Source organism: Rosenbergiella sp. YN46 (assembly GCF_036620675.1).
Lineage (GTDB): Bacteria > Pseudomonadota > Gammaproteobacteria > Enterobacterales > Enterobacteriaceae > Jejubacter.
Genome location: NZ_JAZHEE010000023.1, coordinates 1 through 22,135, shown reverse-complemented (window position 1 = coordinate 22,135; position 22,135 = coordinate 1). Strand labels below are relative to the sequence as shown.

28 protein-coding genes and 1 pseudogene are annotated in these 22,135 nt (G+C 56.9%); 16 read left to right on the top strand and 13 right to left on the bottom strand.

What is annotated here, in order from left to right; all coding sequences use genetic code 11:
* The first annotated feature begins 151 nt into the window (after positions 1 to 151).
* Genes V3W49_RS15515 through osmV form a run of 4 tightly spaced genes read left to right on the top strand, consistent with a single transcriptional unit; the run spans position 152 to position 3,630 of the window.
* Positions 152 to 862 carry an ABC transporter permease gene (locus V3W49_RS15515; RefSeq protein WP_500146697.1) on the top strand — a complete coding sequence of 237 codons (711 nt, stop codon included), beginning with the start codon at positions 152 to 154 and terminating at the stop codon, positions 860 to 862.
* 14 nt (positions 863 to 876) lie between these two features.
* Positions 877 to 1,779 carry a glycine betaine ABC transporter substrate-binding protein gene (locus V3W49_RS15510; protein WP_500146696.1) on the top strand — a complete coding sequence of 301 codons (903 nt, stop codon included), beginning with the start codon at positions 877 to 879 and terminating at the stop codon, positions 1,777 to 1,779.
* Positions 1,780 to 1,788: 9 nt separating this feature from the next.
* Complete coding sequence (osmW, locus tag V3W49_RS15505) at positions 1,789 to 2,427, top strand: osmoprotectant ABC transporter permease OsmW (protein ID WP_500146694.1); 639 nt, start codon at positions 1,789 to 1,791, stop codon at positions 2,425 to 2,427.
* Between the two features lie 54 nt (positions 2,428 to 2,481).
* Positions 2,482 to 3,630: an osmoprotectant ABC transporter ATP-binding protein OsmV gene (gene osmV / locus V3W49_RS15500; protein ID WP_500146693.1), complete on the top strand. Its 1,149-nt coding sequence runs from the start codon at positions 2,482 to 2,484 to the stop codon at positions 3,628 to 3,630.
* Positions 3,631 to 3,666: 36 nt separating this feature from the next.
* On the opposite strand, the gene bioD is transcribed toward osmV, so the two are convergent.
* The 3 genes from bioD to ynfL all read right to left on the bottom strand — a co-directional run bounded on the left by bioD (position 3,667) and on the right by ynfL (position 6,728).
* Entirely contained in the window at positions 3,667 to 4,365 is a 699-nt protein-coding gene (gene bioD, locus V3W49_RS15495) for a dethiobiotin synthase (RefSeq protein WP_500146692.1), read from the bottom strand.
* 127 nt (positions 4,366 to 4,492) lie between these two features.
* On the bottom strand, positions 4,493 to 5,713 hold the full coding sequence (gene mlc, locus V3W49_RS15490; protein ID WP_500146691.1) for a sugar metabolism global transcriptional regulator Mlc: 1,221 nt from the start codon (positions 5,711 to 5,713) through the stop codon (positions 4,493 to 4,495).
* 109 nt (positions 5,714 to 5,822) lie between these two features.
* Positions 5,823 to 6,728 carry a multidrug efflux transcriptional activator YnfL/SxtR(Kp) gene (gene ynfL / locus V3W49_RS15485; protein WP_500146689.1) on the bottom strand — a complete coding sequence of 302 codons (906 nt, stop codon included), beginning with the start codon at positions 6,726 to 6,728 and terminating at the stop codon, positions 5,823 to 5,825.
* Positions 6,729 to 6,835: 107 nt separating this feature from the next.
* Between ynfL and V3W49_RS15480 the strand changes: the two genes are divergently transcribed.
* Together V3W49_RS15480 and V3W49_RS15475 are read left to right on the top strand one after the other, a co-directional pair.
* Positions 6,836 to 8,086: an MFS transporter gene (locus V3W49_RS15480; protein WP_500146688.1), complete on the top strand. Its 1,251-nt coding sequence runs from the start codon at positions 6,836 to 6,838 to the stop codon at positions 8,084 to 8,086.
* Positions 8,087 to 8,294: 208 nt separating this feature from the next.
* The gene (locus V3W49_RS15475) at positions 8,295 to 9,524 is read left to right on the top strand and encodes an amino acid permease (RefSeq protein WP_500146686.1); all 1,230 of its coding nucleotides are present in this window, start codon (positions 8,295 to 8,297) and stop codon (positions 9,522 to 9,524) included.
* Between the two features lie 4 nt (positions 9,525 to 9,528).
* Here V3W49_RS15475 and V3W49_RS15470 read toward each other — a convergent pair whose 3' ends face one another.
* Positions 9,529 to 10,377, bottom strand: a complete 849-nt coding sequence (locus tag V3W49_RS15470) for a GNAT family N-acetyltransferase (protein WP_500146685.1) — start codon at positions 10,375 to 10,377, stop codon at positions 9,529 to 9,531.
* Between the two features lie 96 nt (positions 10,378 to 10,473).
* On the opposite strand from V3W49_RS15470, the gene V3W49_RS15465 reads away from it, so the two are divergent.
* From V3W49_RS15465 to V3W49_RS15455, 3 genes are read left to right on the top strand one after another with little or no spacing between them, the layout of a single operon-like run.
* Positions 10,474 to 10,893, top strand: coding sequence for a hypothetical protein (locus V3W49_RS15465; protein WP_500146684.1), 420 nt, complete (start codon positions 10,474 to 10,476; stop codon positions 10,891 to 10,893).
* Positions 10,884 to 11,099 (top strand): hypothetical protein, encoded by a 216-nt coding sequence (locus V3W49_RS15460; protein WP_500146682.1) that lies wholly within the window; start codon positions 10,884 to 10,886, stop codon positions 11,097 to 11,099. The genes V3W49_RS15465 and V3W49_RS15460 overlap by 10 nt, the downstream gene beginning before the upstream one ends.
* Positions 11,100 to 11,119: 20 nt before the next feature.
* Positions 11,120 to 11,383 (top strand): hypothetical protein, encoded by a 264-nt coding sequence (locus V3W49_RS15455; RefSeq protein ID WP_500146681.1) that lies wholly within the window; start codon positions 11,120 to 11,122, stop codon positions 11,381 to 11,383.
* Positions 11,384 to 11,528: 145 nt separating this feature from the next.
* Here the strand turns inward: V3W49_RS15455 and V3W49_RS15450 are convergent, their stop codons facing one another.
* Both V3W49_RS15450 and V3W49_RS15445 read right to left on the bottom strand, forming a co-directional pair.
* Positions 11,529 to 11,963 carry a hypothetical protein gene (locus V3W49_RS15450; protein ID WP_500146680.1) on the bottom strand — a complete coding sequence of 145 codons (435 nt, stop codon included), beginning with the start codon at positions 11,961 to 11,963 and terminating at the stop codon, positions 11,529 to 11,531.
* Positions 11,941 to 12,333 carry a polymorphic toxin type 44 domain-containing protein gene (locus V3W49_RS15445; RefSeq protein WP_500146679.1) on the bottom strand — a complete coding sequence of 131 codons (393 nt, stop codon included), beginning with the start codon at positions 12,331 to 12,333 and terminating at the stop codon, positions 11,941 to 11,943. The genes V3W49_RS15450 and V3W49_RS15445 overlap by 23 nt, the downstream gene beginning before the upstream one ends.
* Before the next feature lie 336 nt (positions 12,334 to 12,669).
* Between V3W49_RS15445 and V3W49_RS15440 the strand changes: the two are divergent.
* From V3W49_RS15440 to V3W49_RS15425, 4 genes and pseudogenes are all read left to right on the top strand, one after another.
* Positions 12,670 to 13,098 (top strand): annotated as a pseudogene (locus V3W49_RS15440) (carboxypeptidase M32); the annotation flags it as partial.
* Positions 13,099 to 13,219: 121 nt separating this feature from the next.
* Complete coding sequence (gene asr / locus V3W49_RS15435; protein WP_500146677.1) at positions 13,220 to 13,477, top strand: acid resistance repetitive basic protein Asr; 258 nt, start codon at positions 13,220 to 13,222, stop codon at positions 13,475 to 13,477.
* Between the two features lie 70 nt (positions 13,478 to 13,547).
* A complete protein-coding gene (gene ydgU, locus V3W49_RS15430; RefSeq protein ID WP_500146753.1) occupies positions 13,548 to 13,628 on the top strand; it encodes a small membrane protein YdgU in 81 nt (26 codons plus the stop codon).
* 97 nt (positions 13,629 to 13,725) lie between these two features.
* Positions 13,726 to 14,538, top strand: coding sequence for a trypsin-like serine peptidase (locus tag V3W49_RS15425; protein ID WP_500146676.1), 813 nt, complete (start codon positions 13,726 to 13,728; stop codon positions 14,536 to 14,538).
* A 21-nt stretch (positions 14,539 to 14,559) separates the two neighbouring features.
* Here the strand turns inward: V3W49_RS15425 and mdtI are convergent, their stop codons facing one another.
* On the bottom strand, positions 14,560 to 14,889 hold the full coding sequence (gene mdtI / locus V3W49_RS15420) for a multidrug/spermidine efflux SMR transporter subunit MdtI (RefSeq protein WP_500146675.1): 330 nt from the start codon (positions 14,887 to 14,889) through the stop codon (positions 14,560 to 14,562).
* A complete protein-coding gene (mdtJ, locus tag V3W49_RS15415) occupies positions 14,876 to 15,229 on the bottom strand; it encodes a multidrug/spermidine efflux SMR transporter subunit MdtJ (RefSeq protein ID WP_500146673.1) in 354 nt (117 codons plus the stop codon). The genes mdtI and mdtJ overlap by 14 nt, the downstream gene beginning before the upstream one ends.
* Before the next feature lie 443 nt (positions 15,230 to 15,672).
* Between mdtJ and V3W49_RS15410 the strand changes: the two genes are divergently transcribed.
* Positions 15,673 to 16,710, top strand: coding sequence for an AI-2E family transporter (locus tag V3W49_RS15410; protein WP_500146672.1), 1,038 nt, complete (start codon positions 15,673 to 15,675; stop codon positions 16,708 to 16,710).
* On the opposite strand, the gene V3W49_RS15405 is transcribed toward V3W49_RS15410, so the two are convergent.
* The gene (locus tag V3W49_RS15405) at positions 16,700 to 17,515 is read right to left on the bottom strand and encodes a Cof-type HAD-IIB family hydrolase (RefSeq protein ID WP_500146671.1); all 816 of its coding nucleotides are present in this window, start codon (positions 17,513 to 17,515) and stop codon (positions 16,700 to 16,702) included. The genes V3W49_RS15410 and V3W49_RS15405 overlap by 11 nt on opposite strands.
* 124 nt (positions 17,516 to 17,639) lie before the next feature.
* Positions 17,640 to 17,870 (bottom strand): tautomerase PptA, encoded by a 231-nt coding sequence (gene pptA, locus V3W49_RS15400; RefSeq protein WP_500146670.1) that lies wholly within the window; start codon positions 17,868 to 17,870, stop codon positions 17,640 to 17,642.
* Between the two features lie 171 nt (positions 17,871 to 18,041).
* Here pptA and V3W49_RS15395 point away from each other — a divergent pair, with 171 nt between their 5' ends.
* Positions 18,042 to 18,467, top strand: coding sequence for a universal stress protein (locus tag V3W49_RS15395; RefSeq protein ID WP_500146668.1), 426 nt, complete (start codon positions 18,042 to 18,044; stop codon positions 18,465 to 18,467).
* Here V3W49_RS15395 and V3W49_RS15390 read toward each other — a convergent pair.
* Positions 18,464 to 19,672 (bottom strand): MFS transporter, encoded by a 1,209-nt coding sequence (locus tag V3W49_RS15390; protein WP_500146667.1) that lies wholly within the window; start codon positions 19,670 to 19,672, stop codon positions 18,464 to 18,466. The genes V3W49_RS15395 and V3W49_RS15390 overlap by 4 nt on opposite strands.
* A gap of 114 nt (positions 19,673 to 19,786) precedes the next feature.
* Between V3W49_RS15390 and V3W49_RS15385 the strand changes: the two genes are divergently transcribed.
* Entirely contained in the window at positions 19,787 to 20,353 is a 567-nt protein-coding gene (locus V3W49_RS15385) for a TetR/AcrR family transcriptional regulator (protein ID WP_500146666.1), read from the top strand.
* Here the strand turns inward: V3W49_RS15385 and umuC are convergent, their stop codons facing one another.
* Complete coding sequence (umuC, locus tag V3W49_RS15380; RefSeq protein ID WP_500146665.1) at positions 20,354 to 21,607, bottom strand: translesion error-prone DNA polymerase V subunit UmuC; 1,254 nt, start codon at positions 21,605 to 21,607, stop codon at positions 20,354 to 20,356. It lies immediately after the preceding gene.
* On the bottom strand, positions 21,591 to 22,028 hold the full coding sequence (gene umuD, locus V3W49_RS15375; RefSeq protein WP_500146664.1) for a translesion error-prone DNA polymerase V autoproteolytic subunit: 438 nt from the start codon (positions 22,026 to 22,028) through the stop codon (positions 21,591 to 21,593). Before umuD ends, umuC begins: the two co-directional genes overlap by 17 nt.
* Between the last annotated feature and the right edge of the window lie 107 nt (positions 22,029 to 22,135).

Sequence of the window (22,135 nt, the reverse complement as noted above, 5' to 3'; positions counted from 1 at the left end):
CGGACAAAACTGGGGTTCATTCCTTGCGCCCCTTACTGGCAACCTGCACCGGAGCTTGTTATAGCTCAGGTAACGCCGGTACTGCGCAACGCGGTCAAAAGACGCAGCCGGAATCGTTCTTTTCCACGCTTACCACTGGAGACACACGGCAATGGCACTCTCATTCGCAAAACGGGCCTCGCTGGGCGTTCTGGCGCTGCTCATCGTGCTCGGCCTGCTGGTCTGGGGGATCGGCCCGGAAACGATTGCCGCGCGCAAGGTCGATCTTATTTACCTTGGGCAGCAGCATATGATTCTGGTCTTCTCCTCTATGGCCCTGGCGCTGCTCATTGGCATCCCCAGCGGCATCCTGCTCAGCCGCCCTTTCGCCAGGCGCTGGGCTGAATATGTCATGCAGCTGTTTAACATCGGCAACACCCTGCCTCCTATGGCGGTTCTGGCGCTGGCGATGGTGATTATCGGCATCGGCGACCGACCGGCCATCGTCGCGCTGTTCCTTGCCTCACTGCTACCGATAGTGCGCAATACCTATGCCGGGCTGTGCTCGGTGCCACCTGCGCTGCTGGAAGCGGCCAAAGGTATTGGCATGACCCGCTGCCAGCAACTGCGTCAGGTGGAGCTGCCTGCCGCCTGGCCGGTTATCATGTCCGGTATCCGTATCGCCACGGCGATTAACGTCGGCACCGCCCCGCTGTCGTTTCTGATTGGCGCCAGCAGCTATGGTGAGCTTATCTTCCCGGGCATCTACCTGAACGACTTTCCTACGCTAATCCTTGGCGCCGCAGCCACCGCGCTGTTCGCTCTGATCCTCGATATGTTGCTTGCTTCGCTGGAGCGCTGGCTGAGCCCACACACCGCCTGATGGAGTGGAAGATAATGAAACTAAAAACGCTGTTATGCACCACCCTGGCTGCCGCAACACTATTGGCCGGCTCCGTTCAGGCGGCGCCGCTGGTGCTGGCGACCAAGAGCTTTACCGAACAGCACATTCTGTCGGCCATGACGGTGCTCTATCTGCAAAAAAAGGGATTCCAGGTGGAGCCGAAAACCAATATCGCCACGGTCATTTCCCGCAATGCGATGATCAACAAACAGATCGACATGACCTGGGAATATACCGGCACCTCGCTGATTATTTTTAACCACATTAAGGAACGGATGAGCCCGGAGCAGTCTTATGAAACCGTAAAAAGACTGGATGCCAGGCACGGTCTGATATGGCTGAAACCCGCGAAGATGAACAATACCTACGCCTTCGCCATGCAGCGCAAGCGTGCCGCAGCGGAAAATATCAGCACCATGTCGCAGATGGTGGCAAAAATTGAACAAATTCGTAAAACCGACCCTAAGCATAACTGGCTACTGGGCCTCGATCTGGAATTCAGCGGCCGCAGTGACGGCATGAAGCCGCTGCAGCGGGCCTACAATATGGTGCTGGATCGCCCGCAGATTCGCCAGATGGATCCCGGTCTGGTGTACAACGCCATTCGCGACGGCTTTGTCGATGCCGGTCTTATCTATACCACCGACGGTCGGGTTAAGGGGTTCGATCTTAAAGTACTTAAGGACGATAAGGGCTTCTTCCCCAGCTATGCCGTAACGCCGGTGGTGCGTAAAGACACCCTGGAGGCCAATCCGGGTCTGGCGCAGGCGCTGAACACCCTTTCCGATCTACTGGATAATGAAACCATCTCCACCCTGAATGCCCGGGTGGATATCGACCACGAATCTCCCCAACGGGTGGCGCGTGATTTCCTGAAGCAGAAAGGTCTACTGTAAGGAGCACGCATGGAAACTATCGACTATATGATCAATAACGCCGGTTATCTGGGAAGCCTGACTCTGCAACATCTGATGCTGGTGCTGCTGGCCGTAGGACTGGCGATTATTATCGGCGTACCGCTGGGCATCTTCATCGTACGCTATAAGGCGCTGGCCAGCACCGTACTGGGCCTGGCGACCATCGTACTGACCATTCCGGCCATCGCGCTGTTCGGGTTAATGATTCCCCTGTTCTCAATGATAGGTCAGGGGATTGGCGTGGTTCCTGCGGTAGCGGCGGTATTCCTCTATTCGCTACTGCCCATCGTACGTAATACCTGGACCGCCATCTCTAACCTGCCTCCCGAACTGCGAGAAGCCGGACGCGGTATCGGCATGACTTTCTGGCAGCGCCTGCGCTGGGTGGAAATTCCCATCGCCCTGCCGGTCATTTTCGGCGGTATCCGCACTGCGGTAGTGATGAACATCGGCGTTATGGCCATCGCCGCCGTTATCGGCGCCGGCGGCCTGGGACTGCTGCTGATTAACGGTATTGGCGGTAGCGACATCCGTATGCTGATTGCAGGCTCGCTACTGATTTGCCTGCTTGCCATTATTCTGGACTGGTTACTGCACGGCGTGCAGAAGCTATTGACGCGCGGCTAAGCTGCCTAATTTTCGCCGCTGCGACCATCGCGGAGCAGCAACAGGAGATAACCTATGATAAAGCTGGAAAGACTGACGCGTCAGTTCGTTCAGAAAAACGGCCAGACTTTTAACGCCGTCGACAACGTCAGCCTTGAAGTGCCCGAAGGCGAGATCTGTATCCTGCTCGGCCCTTCCGGCTGCGGCAAAACCACCACCCTGAAGATGATTAACCGACTGATCGCGCCAAGCCACGGTCGGGTATTTATCAATGGCAAAGACACCAGCGATATGGATACCGTAGCACTGCGTCGTAATATCGGCTATGTGATTCAGCAGATCGGTCTGTTTCCCAATATGACCATCGAAGAAAACATCACCGTAGTGCCGCGCATGCTGGGCTGGGATAAGAAACGCTGCCGCGAGCGAGCCAGCGAGCTGATGGCAATGGTGGCGCTGGATCCAAAACACTATCTGCCCCGCTACCCCAAAGAACTGTCCGGCGGCCAGCAGCAACGCATCGGAGTGATTCGCGCTCTGGCCGCGGATCCGCCGGTTCTGCTGATGGATGAGCCATTCGGCGCCGTCGATCCCATCAACCGCGAAGCGATCCAGAATGAATTTCTGGAAATGCAGCGCCAGCTGAAAAAGACGGTTCTGCTGGTTAGTCACGATATTGACGAAGCGCTGAAGCTGGGTGACCGCATCGCGGTATTTCGTCAGGGCAAGATCGTGCAGTGCGCCAGCCCCGATGAGCTGCTGGCCAAGCCTGCCAATGAATTCGTCGGCAGCTTCGTCGGCCAGGACAGAACCCTGAAGCGCCTGCTGCTGGTGCAGGCTGGTGACGTTACCGACAGGCAGCCCACCATTACCGCTAAACGCAATACTCCGCTGGCGGAAGCCTTTGCCATTATGGACGACAACGATCAGCGTTCGATTACCGTGGTGGATGATGAAGGCAAACCGCTGGGTTTTGTGAAACGTCGGGAAGCACGCGGCGCCACTGGCGTTTGCAGTGACATCCTGCATGATTTCCGGATCACCGGTAAGGCGGAAGATAATCTTAGGGTGGTGCTCTCAAAACTCTATGAGCACAACATGGTCTGGATGCCGATTGTCGATGAAGAAGGACGCTACAGCGGCGAAATTTCCCAGGATTACATCGCCGATTACCTGAGCTCCGGACGTACCCGTCGGGCATTGAATATCGTCAGTATCGATTAGCGGATAAAAAGCCGGAATTCAGATTCCGGCTTTTTTTCATGACAGCGTGACGCTTTCCTGCAACAGCGCGTTTTCCAGCGCTGCTTTATCGATATAGTGCCCGAGATCGCGCTGTTCGGCCCGCGGCAGATATGGCAGTTCGCCCAGCAGCGGCGCATTTAGTTTTTTTTGCAATACGCCGATAATTTCCGCGTAGTGGGCCAGTCCCGGGTTTATTCGGTTAGCCACCCAGCCCAGCAGCGGCAGTCCGTCATTAGCAATGGCATGCGCCGTCAGCAACGCGTGGTTAATGCAGCCTTCCTGAATCCCTACCACCATCACCACCGGCAGTTGTTCCTGAACCACCCAGTCGGACAACGGCCGCAGATCGTTCATCAGGCTACGCCAGCCGCCAGTCCCTTCCACCACGACCCGTTCGACCATAGCGCTCAGACTCTCCAGCCCTTCAGAGAGCAACCCGTAGTTAATCGCGCAGCTGTGCGCAACGCTGCTCTCTTCTTCGCTAAAGGTTATGGGATTAATGGCGCTATATGGCAACGCCAGGGAAGAAACGCTCTGCAGCACCAGCGCATCTTTATTGCGTAATCCTTCGGGGGTCTGCTGACTGCCTTTCGCCACCGGTTTATAGCCGACAACACTGCTGCCACCGGCAGCCAACGCCTGCAGTAACGCCCGCGACACTACCGTTTTTCCGACTGCGGTATCCGTACCTGTAATAAAGAGACGCTTCAGCATAGGAGCACTCCGCCAGTTATGCTCTGAAAATATCAAAAAGGAAATAATACAGTGACGGAAGTCTAAAATATGCAATCCACCCCAGGATTGAGATAGCGCAATTTTTCATGGATAAGGGCGAAAAATGTTATCCCTGAAGCAAACGAATCAATAACGAACCGTTATACATTGCGTCTTTTACCAGCGCAGCGCCTGCCATGGTCCCCTGGTTATCGAAGCAGGTTGCGTTAACCTCGATATGCTGGCTGTAAGCGGGCAGCGCCTGGCGGCGAATACAATCGATGATAGTTGGATAGAGAATTTCCGCGGCCTGGTTGAGCGGAGAACCGATAAGAATTTTTTGCGGATTAAACAGATTAACCATAATCGCCAGAATACGGCCTACGTTAAGCCCTACTCCCTGAATAATATCCCGGGCCAGAGGATCCCCTGCCAGGGCCGCTTCGCACAGCGACGCGATGGTTAATGACCGGCCATTCAGCAGCGAACTGCCTGACTGGGCCAGACGCTGCCCGGCCAGTTCCAGAATGCTTTCCACACTGGCGATAGTCTCCAGACAGCCGTTATTACCGCAGTAACAGCGTTTACCGTAAGGATCCACCTGAGTGTGGCCAATCTCCACCAGACTGCTGCTGCCACCGTGCAGCAGGCGGCCGCCGCTGATAACGCCGGCGCCGACATTATGATCAATCACCACCTGAATGACGTCCCTGGCTCCCTTCGAGGCGCCAAACAGGGATTCGGCCATCGTCCAGGCGCTGATATCGTGTTGAATATAGACCGGCACGCCGATCCGTAGCTCCAGCAATTCGCTCAACGGTAAATCCCGCACCTCCTCATAGAACGGCATCCGGCGGACGATACCCTTAGCGGTATCGATAATCCCGGGCAGCGTAATGGCGATAGCGGTGAGACGCTCCAGCTGGTGCTGATGGCGGGTGAAGAAGCGATCGATTTCAGCGCACAGCCGGGTCGCAAAAGGCTCCTCCGCTTCCGGGGCCAGCGACAGTTGCTCTTCCACCACCACCTTGCCGCTCAGTTCATGCAGTCCCAGCGCCAGCTCGCCGCGACTGATACGCACCGCCAGATAGTGCCAGGCTTCGGTTTCCACCATCAGCCCAATGGCCGGACGCCCGCGGCTACCCGGCTCCTGGATTTCAGTCTCCTGAACCAGGTGCGCTTCCAGCAGTTCGCGAACGATTTTGGTGATACTGGCGGGGGCGAGTTGAGCGAGTCGTGACAGATCGATGCGGGATACCGGGCCATGTCTGTCGATCAGACGGTAGACCGCCCCTGCATTAATCTGTTTTATCTGATCGATATGCCCTGGCTGACTCTCCGACCCCACTGCTGGACTCCCTATTTTTCGCGCTTCGAAATAAACATTCAGGGCTATGGTGAATCAGTTCGCAAGGCGGCGTCAAATATTTACCCAGCCTTGTGATTTGTCGCACATTTTACTGCACTTCCTGCGTCGTTTTATCCTTTAAAAGCTGCGCCAGACGGCGGGCCGCAGCCCCAATCTCCCGGTGCTTCGGCCAGACCAGCCACATTTCGGAAACGGCTTCCTGCTCGCTCAGGGGAACCCAGACCGTTTCCGCCAGCTGCACCCGGCGAAAGGAAGCAGGCAAAATACTGACCCCCAGCCCCGCCGCTACCAGACCGATAATGGTCATCGCTTCACCCACCTCCTGAGTAATATAGGGGCTAACGTCATGACGGCGCAGCAGGTTGAGGATATCGTCATAAAGGCCGGTTCCCACCCGGGGATCGAAAAAAACGAAGGGTTCGCTGGCCAGATCGCATAGCGAAATCAGCGGCCGTCGCGCCAGCGGATTATCCTGGTGAACCACCGCCAGCAGCGGCTCACGCAGAATCAGATGCCAGTCCAGCGTCTCCGGTAGCACCGTATTACGCATCAGCCCCAGATCCAGTTCCCCTTCGTTGAGCGGTGCAATCAGCGCCCGGGTGGTATTCTCTACCGTTCCGATATGCACTTCCGGCCACAGGCGACGAAAAGTGGACAGGCTGTCGGAAACCGTGCGAATAAAAGGGGCGGACGAGGTAAAACCGATGCGCAATTCACCGGTTTCACCGTGATGCAGGCGGGCGGCCCGGCTTGCCGCCGCCTCCACCTGCCCCAGAATCTGACGGGCATCCCCCAGAAACTGTCGACCCGCTTCGGTTAGCTGCACGCTGCGATTATTACGCGCCAGCAGACGGGCTCCCACCTCCTGTTCCAGGGTTTGAATTTGCTGGCTTAGCGGCGGCTGGGAGATATTCAGACGCGCGGCGGCACGCCCGAAGTGCAGTTCTTCCGCCACCGCCACAAAGTAACGCAGGTGACGTAGCTCGATATTCATATTTAATACATATTATTTGAGATTATTAATATATTAGACAGAATATTCCCGACTTTCTACCCTATAAATACGTGATACTGGTCACTTTTTTTATTTAAGGAAGTATTTTGAGTCGTACAACTACCGTCGCCCCTTCCGCCACCGGAATGCGTGACGAAGAGACTGCGCCAGCAGCGGCCAGCCATATCCGGCGCGGAACACCTGCCTTTATGCGCGCCACCCTGGCGCTCTTTTCCGCCGGACTCGCCACCTTTGCCCTGGTATATTGCGTCCAGCCTATTCTGCCCATCCTTTCGCATGAATTTGGTATTTCACCGGCCAGCGCCAGCGTATCGCTTTCCATCACCACCGCGCTGCTGGCGGTGGGAATGCTGTTCACCGGCCCGATATCCGATGCCGTGGGCCGCAAACCGGTTATGGTCACCGCGCTGCTGCTCGCTTCCTGCTGCGCCCTGCTGGCGACGATTATGACCAGCTGGCACGGCATTCTGGTAATGCGCGCCCTGACCGGTCTGGCGCTTAGTGGCGTAGCGGCCGTGGGCATGACCTGGCTGAGCGAAGAGATGCATCCCAGCGTGGCGGCCTTTTCTATGGGGCTGTACATCAGCGGCAACTCCATTGGTGGCATGAGCGGCCGCCTGCTGAGCGGCGTGATGACCGATCTGATGGGCTGGCGCATCGCGCTGGCGGTTATCGCCGGCTTTTCACTGGCTTCAGCCCTGATGTTCTGGAAAATCCTGCCGGCATCGCGCCACTTCCGTCCCACTTCGCTGCGCCCGAAAACGCTGTTTATCAACTTCCGCCTGCACTGGCGCGACAGGGCGCTACCGTGGCTGTTCGCTGAAGGGTTCCTGCTGATGGGGGCCTTCGTCACCCTGTTTAACTACATCGGCTATCGCCTGATGCAGTCGCCCTGGCATCTGAGTCAGGCCGTGGTCGGCCTGCTCTCCGTCGCCTATCTGACCGGTACCTGGAGTTCCCCACGCGCCGGCGCCCTTTCAGCGCGCCACGGCCGCGGGCCGATTATTCTGCTGTTTACCGGCATTATGCTGGCAGGATTGTTAATGACCCTGAGCGGCTGGCTGTGGTTGATTTTCACCGGCATGTTGCTGTTCACCGCAGGCTTCTTCGGTGCCCACTCGGTGGCCAGCAGTTGGATCGGCATTCGGGCACGCCGCGCTAAAGGTCAGGCTTCATCGCTCTATCTGTTCAGCTACTATATGGGGTCAAGCCTGGCGGGTACCAGCGGCGGCTGGTTCTGGCACGATTACGGCTGGCATGGCGTAACTGCCTTTATCGGCGCGCTACTGATAATCGCTCTGCTGGTGGGCCACCACCTGCACCGCAGCCGTGCCTGAGAATATGCCGGGGCATCGTTCCCGGCAACGCTTCATCCAATAAGCCCCCATTCACAACGCCGCAGTTACCGCTCAAACCAACAGCCGCTCCAGACAGGGTCAAGCCCCTCTGCCATACGCCGCATCAAACTCTGCTGCCCGCCCCCGCCTCATTTGTGGTAGATTGCACCACCCTGAACGCAAATTAGTAGTCAATAACGCTATTCTGATGTCTAAAATCTGGTCAAAAGAAGAAACTTTGTGGAGTTTTGCATTATATGGCACTGCCGTTGGTGCGGGTACTCTGTTCCTGCCCATCCAGCTGGGCGCCGCAGGCTCTGTGGTTCTGCTGATTACGTTACTGGTCGCCTGGCCATTAACTTACTGGCCCCACCGGGCGTTGTGCCAGTTTATTCTGTCATCCGGCGCCTCCGGCGAAGAGGGGATCACCGGTGCGGTAAAACGCTACTATGGCCGAAAAATCGGCAGCCTGATCACCACGCTCTATTTTGTCGCCTTCTTTGTGATAGTGCTGATTTACGCAGTGGCCATTACCAATTCACTGACGGAACAACTGGCAAAGCACGTTACCGTCGATACCCCGGTACGCATTCTGGTGAGTTTTACCGTAGTACTGGCGCTGAATCTCATCTTCCTTACCGGGCGCCATATCACCATAAAGGTGATGGGCATGCTGGTGTTTCCGCTTATCGCTTATTTTCTGTTTCTGTCGCTCTGGCTGACCGCTAGCTGGCAAACCGCACACTTTACCGACCAGTTACAGATAACCAGCCAGAACCTGCATCAGGTGTGGCTCTCTATTCCGGTGATGGTCTTCGCCTTCAGTCATACTCCCATTATCTCGACCTTCGCGGTGGCGCGCCGCCAGCGCTGCGGCGACGGCGCCATGGCTAACTGCAAGAAGATAATGAAAGTGGCCTACCTGATTATCTGCCTGAGCGTGCTGTTCTTTGTCTTTAGCTGCCTGCTGGCGATTCCCGCCCCGTATATTGTGGAAGCAAAAGAAAAAGGGCTGACGATTCTTTCCGCGCTGGCAATGACGCCGGATGCCCCTGGCTGGCTGGGTATTTCCGGCATCATTGTGGCGGTGGTCGCCATGTCCAAGTCGTTTCTGGGCACCTATTTCGGCGTTATCGAAGGCGCAACGGAAATCACTAAATCCGCGCTGGGTCGGGTGGGCGTTAAACGCAGTCGGGCCTTTAACCGGGCGATTTCAGTGCTGACCCTCTCTGGTATTACCTTTGTGGTGTGCTGCATTAATCCCAATGCAATTTCGATGATCTCCGCCATTAGCGGGCCACTTATCGCCATCATCCTGTTTATTATGCCGACCCTGTCGACTTTTATTATTCCGACGCTCAGGCCCTACCGTTCGCTGGCGAACCTGATTACGCTGGTGGTCGGCCTGCTGTGCGTATCGGTGATGTTTACAGGATGATGAATCAGCCCATCGCCTGACTCATCAACCCGAAGGTACGCGGTGTGCCTGCTTCAGCCTGCCAGGGCTTGCCGCGCACCATCATTACCGGCGCATCGGCTTCACTCAGCCCCTGTCGGGCCAGCCAGTCACAAAACGGTAACGCGCTATCACAGTCAAGGCGTACAAAATCGCCGCGCCGTTGCGCCATAAAGGCTCCGGCCAGCACCCGGGCATCTTCTTCGTTCGGACAGACTATCGGCCCGATAGAGAGCCCCCGGCCAAAGGGCCGCAGCGCGGCGAACCCCAGCGCTTCGCCATCATCACTTTCCAGCACCAGAACCCGGGCCCGGGCCAGCAACAGTCCAATAAGCTGCGGGCGGTACAGACCGCTTGCCTGCCTGTCCAGCGTCGTCAGCGCCGGAGCATCCCGTTCATTCCCCGGGCGCAGACAAGTGCCGGAACGCGGCGTGGGCGCCACAAATGACGGTGCCACCAGGCCCTGGTGCTGCGAGGCGCACCCCACCGCTGCAAACCCGAACTGTTGATAGAGTGGCTGCCCCATCTTTGTTGCGTGCAGGCGCACGTTGTAGCCTTCCAGTTTATCCAGAGCCAGCTGCAACAGTTTACGCCCGATACCGCGCCCCTGGCAGGCAGGATCGACAATTACCAGCCCCACAGTGGCACAGCTCGCGCCCCATGGCCAGTACAGAGTGGTGCCAACAATGCGTCCGCCCTCTTGCGCCACCAGCCCCTGCCCAAGCATCAGCGACTGACGCCAGTCTTCCAGCCGATGCGGCCAGCCCACCTGCTGGCTTAACGCCAGACCGGACGGCGTATCCTCAGGGGTCATAGAGCGAATATCTAAAGTCATCGTTTCTTCCTTAGCTGTTCTTCCACCGTCGTTATGGCGCGCTTCCTCGTTTTTTACCTCACTGAGTGCTATCTTGCCAGCTTCGCAAACCGCCGGATGAGGCCCTATGCAACCGGTAAACTATCAACAGCTTACCCATACTTTTACCCGCCCTGCCCGTTTTGGCCATCTTTCCCCTATCGCCGGCCGGGATATGTACACGATGATGCCCCCGGCGGCAGTCAGGCACGCCGCGAAGCGCTGGCGGAACTGAGCGTTCTGCAACATCAGATTCTGACCGATAAACGGGTCGGCGACTGGCTGGCGGAGGCGGATCTGGAATCGCTGGACGATCTGCAGCGCGCCAACCTGCGGGAAATGCGGCGTCACTATCAGCAGGTCGCGATTCTGCCCGCCGCTCTGGTCGAGGCCAAATCTCTGGCTGGCAGCCGCTACGAACACGTCTGGCGTAGCCAGCCCGGCCAACGAACGACTGACAGGGATTCGCCCCCAATTTACAGGAGGTGGTGCGCCTGAGTCGCGAAGAGGCCGCCATCCGCGCCGATGCTCTGGGCTGTTCGCGCTATGACGCGCTGCTCGATCTTTACGAGCCTGAAATGACCAGCGCTCGTCTCGATACCCTGTTCGCCGATCTGAAAGACTGGCTGCCGCAATTGCTCCAGCGCGCGCTGGAAAAGCAGGCGCAGCATCCCCCGATGCGCCCCACAGCCCATTTACCGTAGAGTAACAGCGGGCGCTGGGCATGGAGGTGATGGCCCTGCTGGGATTTGACTTCGAGGGCGGTCGACTGGAGGTCAGCCCCCACCCGTTCTGCGGCGGCGTGCCTGAAGATGTTCGCATCACCACCCGCTACAGCGAAGACGGGCTGTTCCGCGCTCTGCTGGGCGTAATTCACGAAACCAGTCACGCCCGCTATGAGCAGGAGCTAGCTGCCCCGGGAATGGTCAGGTCAGCCGGTTCAACTGGCGCACTCCACCACAATCCAGAATCCCAGAGCTTTTTTTGAAACATAGAAGTAGAGAAATCAAAAAAATACCTTTAAATATCAGTAAAATACCAAAACTTTTCCGCCCTTTACTCTCCGCTCTATAGTGCAGTTATCAGCCTTTATAAATCCACCAGTTAAAAATAGTTTTGGGGAAAGCTTTTGATTAATAATTGCTCGAGGCTTGAGCATGAATATCGATACGCGGCATCACTGCCACAGAGCCGTTATAGAAAAAATCCGAGTTAGAGAACGAGTAAATTCTACCCGTCATACTGACTATAACGCGCTGCCCGATGGCCGATACCTTAGCATCGCCAGTATCCGCCGTCAGAAACGGCCCTGTTTCCTGTAGCGTTGGCATCGGATCATCCAGTTTCTTATTGAGATAGTAGCGATAAACGTCACTATCTGTAGCCCCGGCATTGTTGTACTTCGTGATATAAAGCCAGGTGCCATCGCCCAGATCTTTCCTGCTGTACAGACTGTCATCATATGGCCCTTGATCAGAACGCCACAGGAAATAGCCGACTACGACTATCACTAAAAGAACTGCGGTCAGAACCCGGTGGGCATTTTTAAAAATGATGCTGGTTTGCATAGTCGATTCCTTGCTGTATCCAGAACTGGTCGGTAGGGTCATCGCCGTAGGGTGGTTTTTCATACCAGTGTCCCCACTCTTTTCTGGATGTCCCGGCGCGCCCCTGTGCGAAGCCTCCCCCCATCAGCAGAATATTCGGGGGTATCCCCGCAGCGGTTCCGGTGGCGCCATAGTTGAAATTTCCGAAGTTGGCCCAGGCTCGATTGTACCGCTTATAGTCCCACGGGCCTCCGCTTCTGACCATCTGATAAAACCAGTAATAAACGCGTGGTGTCGCCATGTTGCGCGGCATACCATTTCGCTTAGCCTCACGAATATTCCGCGCAACAAGTGCAAATCCCTCGGGTGGCATTAATGGAATGACTGCCATGTCTGTCCCTCTGAATAGCTCCATTGTTTATGATTACTAAACTATACAGAGACAAAACAGCCGAGTACAACCCGACTATTATGGCCTTTAAAGACCCTGAAACTGGGCGACCAAATTTCAGTGTTTGAACTGTATTGAACCACTCCATAGGTGGGATGCCATTAGTCGGCTCAGTTACTGAGTTTCCCTCTGCATCCTGTTCATCAACGGTGCCCCCCACCCGCGAGGAACTGCCGGAAATTCCTGTACCTCTCCCTCTTTCGCACCAGACGCAAAAATTTCACCATCGGGACGTTTACCAGTCGCCATGATTAAACCTCATTTTCTACAAACGTGTACCCGGCCCATATTATTCTGCGTTATGAGGTAGAGCGCGCGCTGATCGACGGCGATATCAGGGTCGCCGATATCCCCGAACTCTGGGATCAGAAAATGCAGGCCTGGCTCGGCCTTTCCAGCCGCGATAATTACCGCGACGGCTGTATGCAGGATATTCACTGGGCCGACGGCGGTTTCGGCTATTTCCCGACCTATACGCTGGGCGCCATGTACGCCGCCCAACTGTTCCATGCTGCCCACCAGGCGCTGCCAGCGCTTGTGCGTGATATCGCAAAAGGCAACCTCAGCGCGCTATTCGACTGGCTGCGTCAGAACGTCTGGCAGCACGGCAGCCGCTTCCCTGTCGGTCAGTTAATCCGTCACGCCAGCAATGAAGATTTCGATCCCGCCCATTTCCGCCGTCATCTGGAAACCCGCTATCTGTAAAGGCTGTACATTGCGTTACACGCCGATACCAATCACTCACGGAATGCCCCGGCTGCGGGGCATATAGTGACGTCAACGGCCCCGGTCGGGGCTGTACCACAAATCAGATGAGGATGATGGAATGAACAAGGTATACGCACTGGCTCTCGCTGCCGCTATGGGGCTTTCTTCCGCCGCTTTCGCTGCCGATACCGCCCCGGCTCAGGGCACACCGGCGGCAAAACCGGCTGCGACTCAGCAGCATCATAAAAAAGTGCACCACCATAAAACTAAAGCCGCTGAACAGAAAGGCCAGGCGGCAAAAAAACAGACGCATAAAGCGCCGCAGAAAAAACATCATCAGGCGACCAAACCCACCGCTAAAAAACCGGCCGCCTGATAGCCGCATTATTCGAACCGATCCCCCGCACGGTGCCCGCCCAGGGTACCGTTTTTCGGAGCTGCCCATCATGCTGCGTCGCTATCTGTTCGAAATTATCCTGACCGTTCTTATTCTCTGCGGGATCCTCACCGCCTGTCTCTGGCTATAAAAACGTAGCACGCTGATTTTTCTACCGCTTTGCGCCCGGCCCGGCTATAGTTAGGACTCAGGAACACGCTCTACACGAGATCGCCATTGAGAGTGATATGCATAAAACCATTGTGTTGTTACTGGGTGCGCTCTGTCTGGTGTCTGTAAAGGCCACGGCTGACGATGCAGGCAACCTCAGCGCCGCCCAAATTAAGACGCTCTTTTTCGGTCAGGACGATCGCGTACCGGTCGCCGACGCCACACTTTCCCCCTGGGACGCCATCGGACAGCTGGAAACCGCCAGCGGTAACCTCTGTACTGCCACCCTTATCGCGCCGAATCTGGCATTAACCGCCGGTCACTGTCTGCTCTCTCCCCCTAAGGCCACCCCGGATCGGGCGGTAGCGCTACGCTTTGTGTCGTTAAAAGGGGTCTGGCGCTATGAAATTCACGGAATTGAAGGACGTCCGGCCAGCGCTTTGGGGCGGTTACTGAAGCCGGACGGCGACGGCTGGATTATCCCCCCCGCCGCCGCCGCGAATGATTACGGGCTCATCGTATTGCGCTACGCGCCATCAGGTATTATGCCGGTACCGCTATTTAAAGGCAGCCGTAGCGAGCTGACCGCCGCGCTGAAAGAGGCCGGCCGCAAGGTGATGCAGTCCGGGTATCCGGAGGATCATCTGGATACGCTCTATATGCATCAGGCATGTCTGATTACCGGCTGGGCCCAGCAGGGCGTATTGTCACACCAGTGTGATACCCTACCCGGCGACAGCGGTTCGCCTTTGCTGCTGAAACGTAACGGCAACTGGGAACTGATTGGGATCCAGAGTTCCGCTCCGGCCCCCGAAGATCGCGCCCGGGCGGACAACCGCGCCATTGCGGTCACCGCCTTTCGCGAACAGCTGGACGGGCTGGCGCAGTAAGCCGCACCGACCCGCATCACATCAGGCCAGCTTAATCAGCACCATGCCTGCCAGCAGCAGGCCCAGTCCCACCCAGCCGCGATGGTTGAGGCGCTGGCCGAACAGAACCCAGCCTGCGGCAACGGTGGCAGCCACGCCAAAGCCGCCCCACAGCGCATAAGCCACCGACAGTTCAATTCCCTTTACCGCCTGGGAAAGCGCGCTGAAGGCCCCCATCACCGCCAGTAGCGACAGCACGCCAAAAAGCTTACGGCGGAAGCCATCGGAGAATTTAAGCAGAATATTGGCCGCAATCTCCAGCACGATGGCGAACCCCAGCCAGGCGCCGTGAATCCACTCAAACTGTGCCACGGGCCACCTCCTGCTCGCGGTTGCCTTTACGGGTGCCTGACTTAATCAAGGCGATCCCCGCCACCAGCGTCGCCAGTCCCGCCAGTTTCAGCAGCGGTAGCGATTCGCCAAACAGTAGCACGCTGAACAGCGTGATAAACAAAATACCAATGCCTTCCCACATGGCATAAGCCACGCCCAGCGCAATTCGCTTCACGGCGAAGGACAGTAAAATATAAGAAAGGGCAATCATCACCAGCATAAAAATAGTGCCGCCAGAGGTTTCACCGGCCCATTTTATCGACAGGGTTCCGGTGATTTCACAAATAATTGCCAGGGCCAGAAATAGCCAGTACAGCATAACGCTCTCCTGAACGTAAATATGATAAAGTCGATCCGTTAAATGACGTTTAACAGAAAGTAAATAAAACAAAAATTAGCGTGACGCGCCGGAAAAACGCCGGGTCACGAACAGGAGAGGCTGGGACTAAAGCGCGCTGCGCCAGTGCTGTTCGCCGCTAAAAAGGCTGGCGACAGAGAAGAGAGAACAATTAGTGGAAAGGGATAAAGACATCAGCGTCTGATTCATAAGTTGTACAACTTATCCGCGGGTTGCTTCTCATCGTTGCGGACAGAAAATTGTCTCCGGTAGCTAAACACCTCTCTTTTCTATCATAAGCCCCTTCTGATATTCAATTTATTTTCGGTTCTTTACCGTCAGGACATGATTTTTATCCAGGATATTTCCCTGATGTCGGCCGACATGCTATTTTTCGCCGAACACCACTACGCGGAGTCGCCGGGATGGCAAAGCCCATTATTACGTTGAATGCTTTAAAACTGGTCATCATGCTGGGCATGCTGGTGATTGTGATGGCCGGGATTAAAGTCGCCGCCGATCTGATAGTCCCCTTCATCCTGGCGCTGTTCATCGCCGTCATTCTTAACCCAGTGGTGAGTCTGCTGGAACGTATCCGTATCCCACGGGCGCTGGCCATCGTGCTGCTGGTCGGCGCCATCGTAATGCTGGCGGTGCTGCTGCTGGCCTATCTTGGCACCTCCCTGAATGAGCTGGCACGCACCCTGCCTCAGTATCGTTCCTCGTTGATCGCACCGCTTTCCACTCTGGAGCCGTGGCTACAAAAAGTGGGCATTCAGGTCTCGGTGGACGAGGTGGTGAAATATATCGACCCCAACGCCGCGATGACGCTAATCACCAGCCTGCTGGCCCGGCTTTCTAACGCCATGTCGTCCATTTTCCTGTTATTGCTGACCGTCGTCTTTATGCTACTGGAAGTGCCTCAGTTACCCACCAAACTTCAGCAGCTCATGGCCCGTCCGGTAGAAGGTATGAGCGCCATTCAGCGAGCGCTGGATAGCGTCACCCACTACCTGGTGCTGAAAACCGTCATCAGTCTGGTTACCGGCCTTGTAGTCTGGGGCATGCTGTCATTGCTTGAGGTACGTTTCGCTTTTGTCTGGGGTTTACTGGCCTTCGCGCTCAATTACATCCCCAATATCGGTTCCGTGCTGGCGGCTATTCCGCCTGTCGCCCAGGTGCTGGTTTTCAGTGGCGTTTACGACGCGCTGCTGGTAGTGGCCCTTTATCTGGCGATTAATATGCTGTTCGGCAATATTCTGGAGCCGCGTATGATGGGGCGAGGACTGGGGCTATCCACCCTGGTGGTATTTTTATCGCTGATCTTCTGGGGATGGCTGCTGGGGCCGGTGGGAATGCTACTGTCGGTGCCGCTGACCATTATCGTAAAAATCGCCCTGGAACAAAGCCAGGGCGGCCGCAGTATCGCCTTTTTACTGGGCGACGTATCGGTCAGTCGTTAAACGGCTTTTCGCCCCGCAGTACGGCATCAATCACCTTCAGCACACCGCTGTCGTTGTTGGAGGTGGTCCGGTATTTCGCCACTTCGCTGACCACATCTGCGGCGTTCGCCATCGCGAAGGAGTAGCCCGCCAGCTCCAGCATTTCGACATCGTTGCCGCTGTCGCCCACCGCCACGCACGCTTGTGGCTCAATATTCCAGCGCGTTAACAGACGCGACAGACCACTGGCCTTGTGGGCGCCAGGGATAATCAGATCGACGAAACCGAAGCCGCTGGTCACCGGTTTCACAATGCCGTCCAGTTTATGATCCAACTGGCGTACCAGCGCCGGTACTTCGGCATCCGGCAAGTTCAGGGAAAACTTAAAGATAACGTCGTCAACGGCTCGCAGATCCTGCACCGGCTGCAGACGATGGTAATGCTTTGCCATCAGGCTCAGGAAAGCCTCCGGCGCCCCTTCGCGCACGTAAGCGCTCTTCAGGCCGCAGGCCACAAAGTTGGTGCCGCGAAAATCATCCAGCGCGTCCAGGACGGACAAATAGTCGTCGTGCGTCAGTTCAGCATGCCAGACCTGCTCGTCACGGTCATAAATCAGGGCACCATTCTCGGCCACAAAGGCGATTTCATGGCGAATTTCCGGAAAGAAAGAGATGAGCTGGTAGTACTGGTTGCCGCTGGCGACCACAAAGCGGATGCCCTGCTCGCGCAGCGCGGCATACTGCGCCAGAAAGCGTTGTTTATCGTACTCTTTCCTGTCGTTCAGGAAGGTGCCGTCCATATCCACAGCGATGAGCTTAATCTTCATACAACCTCGTTGTTCCGGTGCCGGAATGCAAAAATGACGAGCGGCAGTATAGAACAACCGTAACTGATGTCGCAAAAAGCTTTCGAATGAAAGTGAGGCGCCAGGCGGCTCCTGGCGCCAACGGTTACATACTATACCCGGGCTTTTTCACCAGGGTTTCCAGCGACGGCTGGATGATGGGATCCCAGACCTGCTCTTTCCAGGCTTCCGGAGCCACTTCGGTCAGGGCGATGGAGAGGGAATGCTCTTTGGTTTGCAGATGCTTGTTCAGTACGGCGTAAATATCATCGCTTAGCGCCTGTTTCTGCTCCTCGCTCAGGTTGCGCGGGAAATATTTAATATCGACGTGCGGCATGGCGGACTCCTTATTATCTTATTGTCGTGAATTGTCGCGGGCGGGTGTGCCCCCGCCCCCTCTTTTTAGCATCCTGGTGCATTCGTTGCGACCCTGATTTCCCATCCAGCCTAATACCTGACTGTGCTACGCTTATCGGTATCAGCCAAGGAGACAGTCCCGGAAGGCGTCATGAAAAACTATCACCATTTGCTGGTTCTGGTGCGTAATAAAGGGGACGGCCTGCCGCTGCTGGAGCATGCCTGTAAGATTGCCGCCAATGACCAGGCAATACTTACGCTTGGCCACTTCGCTATCGACTATCGGGCGATGAACTATGTTTCCGACTGTCTGATGAACGACGCCGCCGCCTCGGAGCTCATTCAGGCCAAATCCCTGCTAAGCGAACTGGCGCATAATTCGGACTGGCCAGTCGCCACCACCCTGCTCTTTTCACAGGATCGTATCGCAGAGCTGCGTCGTTTTATCAGCCATAACGGCGTGGATCTGGTCATCTGCGGCCATAAGAACCGGGTCTTCGGCCTGCTCACTTCCCGGTCGATGACGTTTGTAAACCACACCGATGTCGACTTTCTGATTAAACATATTCAGGTTTAGGAGACACAATCCCTTATCTGTTGCCGTCTGATTCGCAGTATGGCAACGGCGGCCATCACCGACAGACCTAACACCAGCAAACTCATCGCTTCCGCAGTTGCCTTTAAACCAATCAACTGCACCAGCAGACCGGCACTCATGGCTGGTAGCGCGTTCGACAGGTAGCTTTCGATATAGAATACCGCCATCAGCCCGGCCCGTTCATGGGACTCGGCCAGCGGTGCCACGCTTTTAATAGCCCCAAGGAAGCCTGCACCCAGCCCGGCACCGGCGAAGATCGAGCCCCCCAGCAGCAGCGTAACCGATCCCGCTATAATTCCCGCCAGAATCAACAGCGCCCCGGGGATCATCGCGAGTATCCCCACCGCCAGCGCCCGGTGGCCGTGCTGATGCCGCACAACCACAACGGACGCCGCGCCGCTAAGGGCCAACAGTGCCACCACCAGTCCCGGAAATCCCAGCGTCGTTATCCCCGTCACCTTCAGCAATAGCGAAGGCATCAGCGACAGATAAAAACCACACAGCGCCCAGGCGGCGATGTTCACCGGACTGACCAACAGCAGCGCGCCGCGCGCCGCTGGCGGAACGGCTATCTTCGGCAGCGGCCGCCAGGCGTCGGGACGCAACGCGCTTGCCGTCTCGCGCGAAAACCAGGTGCGCATAAACTGCAGTGCAAATAGCCCAAGCAGCAGCGCATAGATCAGATGCAGCGGCGCGGGAGCGTACTGCGCCAGCAACCCGCCCCCTAACGCGCCAACGCCCATGCCGAACAGCGGCGAGACGCCGTTGATAAAGCCACCGCGCCGTGGGGAAAGATCGATAATGGCCGCGCTCAGGGCTGAAGTGGCAAGCCCGGTGGCTACCCCCAGCATCAGGCGGGCGCCTATCAACCAGCCAATATCGGAAGCGTTCAGGAACAGCAGCATACTGACGCCTTCAAACAGTAAGGCCCCCAGGATCACCGGACGCCGTCCAATGCGATCTGAAAGGCGGCCGACGAACAGCAGCGTCAGTAACAGCGCGATAGCATAGGCGGCAAACGCCACCGTGAGCAGGAAAGGAGAGAACGTCCACGTTGCCTGGTAGAGCGCATAAAGTGGCGTTGAAGCGCTCGATGCCGCCAGCGTCACCATCAACGTCTGGGCATGTAGTGCGACCAGCGCGGCATCTGACTGGCGCGTTTTTTGAGTCAACAAACTGGACATAGCGACATGACCTCTGCTAAAAGCAAATAATTTGCAATTGTCGATAGGCGGGACTATCCCACTAACGCAAATTATTTGCAATAGCAATTTTTTAGCGTTTATCAGAGGAGCTGAATGGAAAACAAAAAAAGCCGCCCGGGGCCACGACCGGGCGGGCGCAGCGCGCTGGTACAGGCCGCCGTTCACCAGGCCGTACGTGAAATCCAGGCCCAAGGCGACGCGCAGCAGCTCACCATTCCGGCTATCGCCGGGCGAGCGGGCGTAACCCCTTCCACCATTTATCGACGCTGGGGCACTCTGGCGGAGCTGCTGTCGGATGTCGCAGTGGAAAACCTGCGCCCGGATCGCGCCCCGGAGGACTACGGCAGCTTCAGGGCCGATCTGATCGCCTGGATAGAGCAGTATATCGAGGAGGTATCCTCGGTTCCCGGCCGTAATATGCTACGTACCGTTCTGGCGGTGGATAAACCACAGAACCGGGTACAGTGCACCACCTATACTCTGGAACAGGTCGATGCCATCAGACAGCGCGCGCAGGCCCGCGGCGAGACGGTTCCCGCAGGGGATGCAATCCTCGATCGCCTGGTGGCACCGCTGGTCTATCGACTACTGTTCGCCTCCGAACTGCCGGATCGCCCCCGTATTGAAACCCTGGTTGATGCGCTGCTGGATAACGGCTGATCAACGCGCTATCGGCAGATCCCCGTAGCGCGTGGTATAGCAGGGGGAAAGAAAGGCGCGCTTCATGGCCCAGCGTTCACCAGTGCCCTGCCCGGCGAACCAGATCCTGCCCCTTCCCTGGCGGTTAATGGCGTCCAGCGCCTGCATCAGCTTTTCGCCGTTGGCTCTGGGGGCATAGCGATCGAACAGATTAAGCTGCGCCACGCCGCGGCTGTAAAAGTCGCCGAGCATCACCCCCACTTTCAGATAGCGCGGCCCCGGCTTCCATACCGCATCCAGCGCCCGGGTCGCCGCAGCGATAATATCCCGGGTATCCTGGGTCGGCGTCAGCAGCCGCACGCCAGCGCTGTTGCTGTAGTAAGGCTCGCGCCTGTCGTGGGGGCTGTTTTTCAGGAAAGTCGCTACATAGCGGCAATACTGACGCTCTGCCCGCAGCTTTTCCGCCGCCCGGGCGGCCCAGGCACAAACCGCTTCGCGCACCGGCTCATACGCCATCAGCCGTTCGGCAAAAGAGCGCGAGCTGATAATCTCCTGTTTCGCTGGCGCGAACTCCTCAAACGCCAGGCAGGATTCGCCGCGCAGTTCACGCACCGTGCGTTCCAGCACCACGTTAAAGTTCTTACGGATAAACCAGAGATCGCTCTGCGCCAGCGCCAGTGCGCTGGTGATACCCATGGCATGGAGCCGGCGCCCCAGGCGGCGACCGACGCCCCAGACCTCCTCGGGGGGCATAATCGCCAGCAGCCTGCGCTGACGCGCCGGATCGGCAAGATCCACCACTCCGCCGGTGGCTGGCCAGCGGCTGGAAGCGTGGTTCGCCAGCTTGGCCAGAGTCTTGCTGGGCGCTATGCCGACCCCGACCGTCAGACCTGTATCACGCTTAATGCAGCGTCGTATCTCACATCCCAGGGCGTAGCGATCGGCTACGCCGCGCAAATCCAGAAAAGCTTCGTCGATGGAATAACACTCCACCGCAGGGGAAAAACCCTCCAGAATCGTCATCACCCGTGCCGACATATCAGCATACAGGGCGTAGTTAGAGCTGAATACCTGAACGCCATAGCGTTCCACCCGCTGACGAATCTTAAAAAAGGGCTCCCCTCGCGCGATCCCCGCCTGTTTCGCCTGCGTGTTGCAGGCCACCACGCAGCCATCGTTATTACTCAGTACAATCACCGGGCGGTTTTTCAGATCGGGGCGGAACAGCGTTTCGCAGGAGGCGTAGAAACTGTTAACGTCAACCAGTGCGTACATGCTGATGTACCGATTTCAGGATCCAGGTCACCACACCAAAGATCTCCAGACTCTCCCCTTCGCCAGGGACAATGGGGCGACAGGTGGGGTTATGGGGCACCAGCCGCACCTGCGGTCGGGTCTGTAGCTCCTTGACGGTAAATTCACCGTTCAGTGCGGCTATGACAATATCGCCATGGCGAGCGGCCAGGGAACGATCCACCACCAGCAGATCGCCACTGGCGATCCCGGCCTGAATCATCGACTCGCCAGCGGCTTTGACAAAATAGGTGGCACTGGGGCGCTGAACCACCAGATGATTAAGATCGATACGCGCTTCCACATAGTCCTGAGCCGGGCTGGGAAAGCCGCAGGCCACGGTACTGGCGAACAGCGGCAGGGGTAAATCGGCATGGCAATCGACAACATTAACTCTGCTCATGTCAGGCATCCATAATAATACTGTATATAAATGGGTCTTCCCCGATCATGGTGGGAAGGCTCAGAACGCCATATTCAGCTTTCCGTAGTGGAACATCACCCCCAGTT